The following is a 7,239-nucleotide window of genomic DNA, read 5'->3' on the forward strand; positions in this document are numbered from 1 at the left end:
ACATCAACGAATCACGCCACCCCCGGCGAGGAACGCCTATGGCTGCGTACTACAACGAAATTGACCCGCACGCAGCTCAGTGGCTGCGCAACTTGATTGACGCAGGCCACATCGCGCCAGGCGTCGTAGATGAAAGGAGCATCGAGGATGTCCGGCCCAGCGATCTTCTCGGATTCACCCAGTGCCATTTCTTCGCTGGAATCGGCGTCTGGTCTCTCGCTCTTCGAAGAGCCGGATGGCCAGATGACCTTCCTGTTTGGACCGGCAGTTGCCCCTGCCAGCCTTTCAGCTCGGCAGGCGCTGGAGGTGGGTTTGAGGACTCAAGGCACCTTTGGCCAACTTTCGCCTGGCTCATCAGGCAGCGAAAACCTCCAGTCATCCTTGGAGAACAGGTTGCAAGCAAGGCTGTCGAGCCTTGGGTCGACCTTGTACACGCTGACTTGGAAGCCATGGACTACGCCTTTGGGGCCGTCGCGTTCCCGTCTGCGGGCGTCGGCGCGCCGCACATCCGAGACCGACTTTTCTGGGTGGGTCACGCCAACAACGCGCGATCACAAGGACACCCCAGGGATGGTGGCTCAGCGAGGCGGGGCGGACCGATTAGATCAGCTACCGCGCCAAGCCTATCTTTGCGGGTGGCCAACAGTGACCGCGGCAGATGCGAGCAGAGGGGCGAAGGACTCGCGACCGCAGGATACGGGGATGCCGCTAAATCAGGCGGTAGCTCTAACCCGGACAGACCAGCCGGCCCGATTAACAGCCTCTGGTCAGCTTCTGACTGGCTCTTCTGCCGGGATGCCCGGTGGCGCCCAGTTGAATCCGGCACATTCCCGCTGGCTAATGGGGCTCCCGGTCGAGTGGGACGACTGCGCGCCTACGGAAACGCCATCAATGCTGAAGCGGCAACGCAGTTCATAGCCGCATATCTCGAAACTCAATGAAGCCACCACGGCGAGGTATCCCCATGCCCACAGAAAACCGATCCAGCAACACCGAACAGATGGTCAGCGTGCCGCGCGATGAAGTTGAGCGCCTGGTAAAGCTGCTTCAGTACCAAGCCCATCCATGCCCGTCCCCACACGCTGAGTTCTGGCAGGGTCTGCTGGATGCTCCAGCCGCCCAGCACCAGGAAGACGGCTTCAGCGCCGGTGACATGGCCGACCAGGGTGCTAAGGCGTTTGCTGCGCGTGATACGGAAGTAAAGGAGCTGCGCACTCAGTTAGCAGAAGCCCAAGAAGTGATTCGGGATTGCATTGAGGTCGGCGAGCTTGATGCGGAAACACAGTGGAAGGCCGAGCGGGTATCGAAGGGTCGTCGCTTGTACGTTGATGACCGAGCCCTGGCATCCATCGAAGATCCAAGCGCGCCGATTGAGCGCGATCAGGGAATCCCAGGCACCTCCTTCCAGCGCCTGAACATGCTGGCCAATCAGGGCGAATAGCCAATGAGTACATTTGTACTCCATCCAGCTTTAACCCCTCTCCCCTCTATTCAATGCCGCGATATGGCGGCCAAGGCGAAGCTATGTCTCAAGCAAAGGAACGCCCGATACTGTTCAGTGGGCCGATGGTCCGTGCCATCCTGGAAGGACGGAAGACGGTCACCCGCCGACCGATCAAAGGCGGCCAGATCCCACGCCTGGAATATCCAGACAGTCCGGAGCCTTGGACTGCTGTAGGCCAACATCACCCGCGCTATGGGTTTGTCGTCCACGGCAAAACCGAGCAGGAGTGCGCCGTAAAGGTTGGGGAACTAGGTGCTTGCCCATTTGGCGAACCAGGTGACCACCTGTGGGTGCGTGAGGCCTGGCTGGCAGATGCTCAACTCGATTCGATTGCGCCGCGCGACCTGAGTCAGGGCGAGCCCATCATGTACCCCGCAGATAGAAGCATCCGGCAGACAGGATGCACAATGGTCTCGCAGGGCCGAGGGCGCCCCTCAATCCACATGCCCCGCTGGGCTAGCCGCATCCTGCTGGAAATCACTGCGGTGCGTGTTGAACGGCTGCAAGACATCAGCGAGGAGCAAGCTGAAGCAGAAGGTGTAAATTTCCTTCGGCGCGCACCCGACGCAGACGAGACGCTCACCGCCGCGCAGCTATTCGAGTGCCTCTGGTGCAGCATCAACGGTGACGAATCATGGAGCGCCAACCCATGGGTCTGGGTCGTGGAGTTCGAGGTGGTCGAGCCAAGCACATCTGTATGTGACTACCACGGCAGCCACTTCGGTGCGCCGTACCCCGATGCTCAGTGCGTCGATGGCTTCCTGTGGGATGAAGACAGCTGCGATGTACCAGGCGGTCCACTGTTGAGCGGCGGCGACATTCCCTGCCCGAAGTGCAACGCGGAAGCATACGCCGACAACCAGCGCGAGATGAGCCAATGACCCGCCTCGCCCTCTGCCTCCTGCTGCTTGCCACCCTGGCCGGCTGCCGGGAGCCTGACATGCCCGCTGCCACCGTCGTCGCCGGTACATACAAGGTCGACAAACTTTTCACTGTCGACGGCTGCACCGTCTACCGCTTTCTCAACAGCGGCGGCAACAAGTACTTCACGAACTGCTCGGGCACTACGGCCTGGAGCGAGGACTGCGGCAAGGGTTGCGACCCTCAAAAGGGGATACCTGGCGGTGCTCACCACACCGAGCGCCAGCTCTCCCCGCACGAACAAGACAACACCCCTATCCCAGCAAAGGCGCCAGCGCGCTGGAATGAAGAGAGGTATGAGCTGTGACAGAAGAGGAAATCATCAAGCTGTCAGCCAAGGCTATGGGCCTCGAGCTCGAGTACCGGCGCGGCAGTGACGCCTTCTACTACGACGACCCCGAGACAGGCCGGGAGGTTTGGCTACCGATGCAAGACGACCGCCAGACGATGCTCATCATCGCAAAGCTTAGGATGGACATCTGCTGCCTGCACAGTCTCGCTCGGGCCACAGCCCATGTGCCGTATGTCGGCTTCAAGCAAAGCGAGATATCGCACGCAGCCGAACCGGGCGCCCGGCGCGATGCCATGCGCTTGGCAGTGGCAACTGTGGCGGCCAAGTATGGCCATGGGATGCTTGACGGCGGAACTGACGAGCGAGTTCTGGGGCACCTGCTTGGCATCGAGGGCTCAACCGCCTACGCCATGCGCGGCGCCATCCGCGAGTCTCGCGAGGAGATCAGCAAGGCCTGCCAGCGCCTGAAGCGAAAGGGCCTGGTGACCAACAAGGGGCCTTACTGGCAGGCGGTGGCGCGATGAGCGACCTGATCGAAGTGAAGGCAGCCGACCTAGTTGGCGAGCCGTTGAACTGGTCGGTGGCAGTTGCCATCGGCCTGAACCCGTCAGTGGTGCCGGCGCAGTACGGCGTCCCTGCTCGGGTGTTCATCCAGCAAGAAGGGATGTTCCCGGTGCGCTACAAGCCAGCTGTTGATTGGCTGACGGGCGGCCCTCTTTTGGAAAAATACGCCATCACAGTTACTCCTCTCAGCGATGCCGATTGGCGGGCCGAGGAGCACATCACTCACTGCAAGTCTCGTTCAACAGACTATCTGACCGCTGCCATGCGCTGCCTTGTACTGGCCGAGGCTGGAGAAACCGTCCAGGTGCCAAAGGAGCTGCTGCCATGATCCTCCTACCCATCGCCGCCCCGCTCTACATGGCCTGGATGATCTGGAAGGGGCCGAGGCCATGACGAACTACTACCCGAAGGGCGGCCGGTGTAAAGGCTGCGCCAAGCGACTGAACGACTGCAGCAGCCTCAACTTCAGCGCCATGCCCGTGCACCGCCGGGACGGCGCCGATATCGTGGTCATCTGCACCGAGTTCCGACAGCTCAATCACGGTCACTCGCTGAAGGAGAATGTCTGCCGCGGCCACGGTGGCCGGTGATGGCCTGCTACACGATCTACGACAAAGACCGGCGTCCAACTGGCCATATTTGTGGTGACCTGGGCCCGCACTGCTCAGGATGTGGGTCTGTCGCGGAAAACCTGTGCGACTACCCAGTTGGCGATGGCAAGACCTGTGATCGCAGCCTGTGTGATTACTGCTCGGCCCTCGTGGCTCCCGACGTGCACTACTGCGCCGCGCACCACGTCGAGTGGAAAATCTTCCGCGACGCCGGTGGCGTGAAGCGCGAACTCGAGAACGTCGTCCCGTTCAAGGGCGCGTAACCCCTCCCCCTACAACAACTCAAGCCTGCCGGTAGGCGGGCGAGGATGAACCATGCCCAATTTCCTGACCCGGCTCTTCCGCCGAAAGGCAAAGCCGCAACGCCCTGCACCTGCGCCCGCACCAACGGGATTTCGCGCCGGCCACAGCCCTGCAGCCGGTCGACAAGACCCAATGCTTGACCCACTCAACCCATTGAGCCCGATCAGCCCACTGAACCCGGCCAACCAGATCGACAGCTACGAGCCGTCCCGCTCCCACAGCAGCTGCTCCAGTCGCAGCCATGACAGCGGTAGCAGCTATTCGTCGAGCGATAGCTGCAGCTCATCTAACGCAAGCGATAGCGGTTCGAGCTCCAGCTACGACTAACCCTTCCCCACCTCTGTCGCCATGCGCGACGTGGAGACACCCATGAACCTGATCGACTGCTACGTCAGCAAGATCCTGGGCGCGCCTTATCGGAAGTTCGGCGCCTGGTGGGTTGACGTTGAGTACGAGGCCTATGGCCACACCAGCAAGACCCAGCTCATGTTCCGCAGCGAGCAGGCCGCCCTGGCCGCCGCTGTAGGCCACCACTTCCTCGCTTGACCACTATTCCTACTGTGCCGCCACCAGCGGCGTGGAGACATACATGACACCAGCAAAGAACATTGACCGCTTCCTACGCATTGAGGAGGTGGTTCACATTATCGGCATCAGCCGCAACACTGTGTACCGCAGAATCAAAGAGGGCACTTTCCCAAAACAGGTTAGAATAGGACCCAACTCGGTCGCTTGGCGTCAGTCGGATATCTCGGTTTGGATGTCCTCTTTGACCCCCAGCAACGACCAATCAGTACATTGAGCAGTACACCAAACAAGCGTGGCCTGCTCCAACCCTTACACCATCAGCTATACAGGCCACACCGTGGAAATTTTCAAAGAGTTCACCTTCGAGTCGGCACACCGCCTGCCGCACGTTCCTGAAGGGCATAAATGTGGTCGCTTGCACGGCCACTCGTTCAAGGTTGCCTTGCACCTGACCGGCCCGCTGGACCCACATACCGGATGGATTCGCGACTTTTCCGAGATCAAGGCGATCTTCAAACCGCTCTACGAGCAACTGGATCACAACTACCTGAACGACATTCCTGGCCTGGAAAACCCTACCAGCGAAGTGCTCGCCAAGTGGATCTGGGACCAGGTCAAACCCCTGCTGCCAGAGTTGTCCAAGGTGCGTATTCACGAAACCTGCACCAGTGGCTGCGAGTATTACGGCGACTGATCCGGCGTTAGATATGAAAAAACCACCCCCGAGGTGGTTTTTTTGTGCCCCCTGTGGGGGCAACTGTCTTGCACCACTTGTAGGAGCGGGCTTGCCCCGCGATAGCGATGTATCAGGCAGATTGCGATCGCGGGGCAAGCCCGCTCCCACAGCTCCCACAAGAAGAAGCCCATCCCAGCAGATTTTGGTCGGCGGAAAAGACAAAACCCCTACCTGCATACGCAGATAGGGGTTTCGGAATTTAATCTTGACGATGACCTACTCTCACATGGGGAAACCCCACACTACCATCGGCGATGCATCGTTTCACTGCTGAGTTCGGGATGGGATCAGGTGGTTCCAATGCTCTATGGTCGTCAAGAAATTCTGTTGCCAGAAGGTCTTGTTAGACACTCCAGCGAATTGGGTATGTGACTTTGTGGTTTTGCAAACTTTCGGTGACTTTCGTCTTCACCACCACAATCTGCGTTGCAGATTGCTTGGGTGTTATATGGTCAAGCCTCACGGGCAATTAGTATTGGTTAGCTCAACGCCTCACAGCGCTTACACACCCAACCTATCAACGTCGTAGTCTTCGACGGCCCTTCAGGGAACTCAAGGTTCCAGTGAGATCTCATCTTGAGGCAAGTTTCCCGCTTAGATGCTTTCAGCGGTTATCTCTCCCGAACATAGCTACCCGGCAATGCCACTGGCGTGACAACCGGAACACCAGAGGTTCGTCCACTCCGGTCCTCTCGTACTAGGAGCAGCCCCTCTCAAATCTCAAACGTCCACGGCAGATAGGGACCGAACTGTCTCACGACGTTCTAAACCCAGCTCGCGTACCACTTTAAATGGCGAACAGCCATACCCTTGGGACCGGCTTCAGCCCCAGGATGTGATGAGCCGACATCGAGGTGCCAAACACCGCCGTCGATATGAACTCTTGGGCGGTATCAGCCTGTTATCCCCGGAGTACCTTTTATCCGTTGAGCGATGGCCCTTCCATACAGAACCACCGGATCACTAAGACCTACTTTCGTACCTGCTCGACGTGTCTGTCTCGCAGTCAAGCGCGCTTTTGCCTTTATACTCTACGACCGATTTCCGACCGGTCTGAGCGCACCTTCGTACTCCTCCGTTACTCTTTAGGAGGAGACCGCCCCAGTCAAACTACCCACCATACACTGTCCTCGATCCGGATAACGGACCTGAGTTAGAACCTCAAAGTTGCCAGGGTGGTATTTCAAGGATGGCTCCACGCGAACTGGCGTCCACGCTTCAAAGCCTCCCACCTATCCTACACAAGCAAATTCAAAGTCCAGTGCAAAGCTATAGTAAAGGTTCACGGGGTCTTTCCGTCTAGCCGCGGATACACTGCATCTTCACAGCGATTTCAATTTCACTGAGTCTCGGGTGGAGACAGCGCCGCCATCGTTACGCCATTCGTGCAGGTCGGAACTTACCCGACAAGGAATTTCGCTACCTTAGGACCGTTATAGTTACGGCCGCCGTTTACCGGGGCTTCGATCAAGAGCTTCGCGTTAGCTAACCCCATCAATTAACCTTCCGGCACCGGGCAGGCGTCACACCCTATACGTCCACTTTCGTGTTTGCAGAGTGCTGTGTTTTTAATAAACAGTCGCAGCGGCCTGGTATCTTCGACCGGCATGGGCTTACGGAGCAAGTCCTTCACCCTCACCGGCGCACCTTCTCCCGAAGTTACGGTGCCATTTTGCCTAGTTCCTTCACCCGAGTTCTCTCAAGCGCCTTGGTATTCTCTACCCAACCACCTGTGTCGGTTTGGGGTACGGTTCCTAGTTATCTGAAGCTTAGAAGCTTT

Annotated in this window: 12 protein-coding genes, 2 rRNA genes and 1 pseudogene (1 of these 15 cut by a window edge); 12 read left to right on the forward strand and 3 right to left on the reverse strand. The window is 58.6% G+C overall.

The window, feature by feature from the left end:
- Positions 1-11 precede the first annotated feature (11 nt).
- On the reverse strand, positions 12-188 hold the full coding sequence (locus ACVWSC_RS19360) for a hypothetical protein (protein ID WP_442114398.1): 177 nt from the start codon (positions 186-188) through the stop codon (positions 12-14).
- A gap of 12 nt (positions 189-200) precedes the next feature.
- On the opposite strand from ACVWSC_RS19360, the gene ACVWSC_RS19365 reads away from it, so the two are divergent.
- The 12 genes and pseudogenes from ACVWSC_RS19365 to queD all read left to right on the forward strand — a co-directional run bounded on the left by ACVWSC_RS19365 (position 201) and on the right by queD (position 5,417).
- On the forward strand, positions 201-941 hold the full coding sequence (locus tag ACVWSC_RS19365) for a DNA cytosine methyltransferase (RefSeq protein WP_442114335.1): 741 nt from the start codon (positions 201-203) through the stop codon (positions 939-941).
- A 23-nt stretch (positions 942-964) separates the two neighbouring features.
- Entirely contained in the window at positions 965-1,441 is a 477-nt protein-coding gene (locus ACVWSC_RS19370; protein WP_442108736.1) for a hypothetical protein, read from the forward strand.
- A gap of 83 nt (positions 1,442-1,524) precedes the next feature.
- A pseudogene (locus ACVWSC_RS19375) lies at positions 1,525-2,190 on the forward strand (hypothetical protein); the annotation flags it as partial.
- A gap of 191 nt (positions 2,191-2,381) precedes the next feature.
- Complete coding sequence (locus ACVWSC_RS19380; protein WP_442108737.1) at positions 2,382-2,732, forward strand: DUF4884 domain-containing protein; 351 nt, start codon at positions 2,382-2,384, stop codon at positions 2,730-2,732.
- Complete coding sequence (locus ACVWSC_RS19385; RefSeq protein ID WP_442108738.1) at positions 2,729-3,241, forward strand: hypothetical protein; 513 nt, start codon at positions 2,729-2,731, stop codon at positions 3,239-3,241. The genes ACVWSC_RS19380 and ACVWSC_RS19385 overlap by 4 nt, the downstream gene beginning before the upstream one ends.
- Positions 3,238-3,609, forward strand: coding sequence for a phage protein NinX family protein (locus tag ACVWSC_RS19390; protein ID WP_442108739.1), 372 nt, complete (start codon positions 3,238-3,240; stop codon positions 3,607-3,609). The genes ACVWSC_RS19385 and ACVWSC_RS19390 overlap by 4 nt, the downstream gene beginning before the upstream one ends.
- Positions 3,610-3,670: 61 nt before the next feature.
- On the forward strand, positions 3,671-3,871 hold the full coding sequence (locus tag ACVWSC_RS19395) for a hypothetical protein (RefSeq protein WP_442108740.1): 201 nt from the start codon (positions 3,671-3,673) through the stop codon (positions 3,869-3,871).
- The gene (locus ACVWSC_RS19400) at positions 3,871-4,155 is read left to right on the forward strand and encodes a hypothetical protein (protein ID WP_442108741.1); all 285 of its coding nucleotides are present in this window, start codon (positions 3,871-3,873) and stop codon (positions 4,153-4,155) included. The genes ACVWSC_RS19395 and ACVWSC_RS19400 overlap by 1 nt, the downstream gene beginning before the upstream one ends.
- Before the next feature lie 172 nt (positions 4,156-4,327).
- Positions 4,328-4,522: a hypothetical protein gene (locus ACVWSC_RS19405; protein WP_442108742.1), complete on the forward strand. Its 195-nt coding sequence runs from the start codon at positions 4,328-4,330 to the stop codon at positions 4,520-4,522.
- A 42-nt stretch (positions 4,523-4,564) separates the two neighbouring features.
- Positions 4,565-4,741, forward strand: a complete 177-nt coding sequence (locus ACVWSC_RS19410) for a hypothetical protein (RefSeq protein WP_442108743.1) — start codon at positions 4,565-4,567, stop codon at positions 4,739-4,741.
- A gap of 43 nt (positions 4,742-4,784) precedes the next feature.
- On the forward strand, positions 4,785-4,997 hold the full coding sequence (locus ACVWSC_RS19415; RefSeq protein ID WP_442108744.1) for a helix-turn-helix transcriptional regulator: 213 nt from the start codon (positions 4,785-4,787) through the stop codon (positions 4,995-4,997).
- 63 nt (positions 4,998-5,060) lie between these two features.
- Positions 5,061-5,417, forward strand: coding sequence for a 6-carboxytetrahydropterin synthase QueD (gene queD, locus ACVWSC_RS19420; protein WP_442108745.1), 357 nt, complete (start codon positions 5,061-5,063; stop codon positions 5,415-5,417).
- A gap of 245 nt (positions 5,418-5,662) precedes the next feature.
- Here the strand turns inward: queD and rrf are convergent.
- Together rrf and ACVWSC_RS19430 are read right to left on the reverse strand one after the other, a co-directional pair.
- Positions 5,663-5,778, reverse strand: a 5S ribosomal RNA gene (gene rrf / locus ACVWSC_RS19425).
- A 129-nt stretch (positions 5,779-5,907) separates the two neighbouring features.
- Positions 5,908-7,239 (reverse strand): 23S ribosomal RNA (locus tag ACVWSC_RS19430) (it continues 1,559 nt past the right edge of the window).

This window comes from Pseudomonas sp. NUPR-002 (assembly GCF_056322725.1).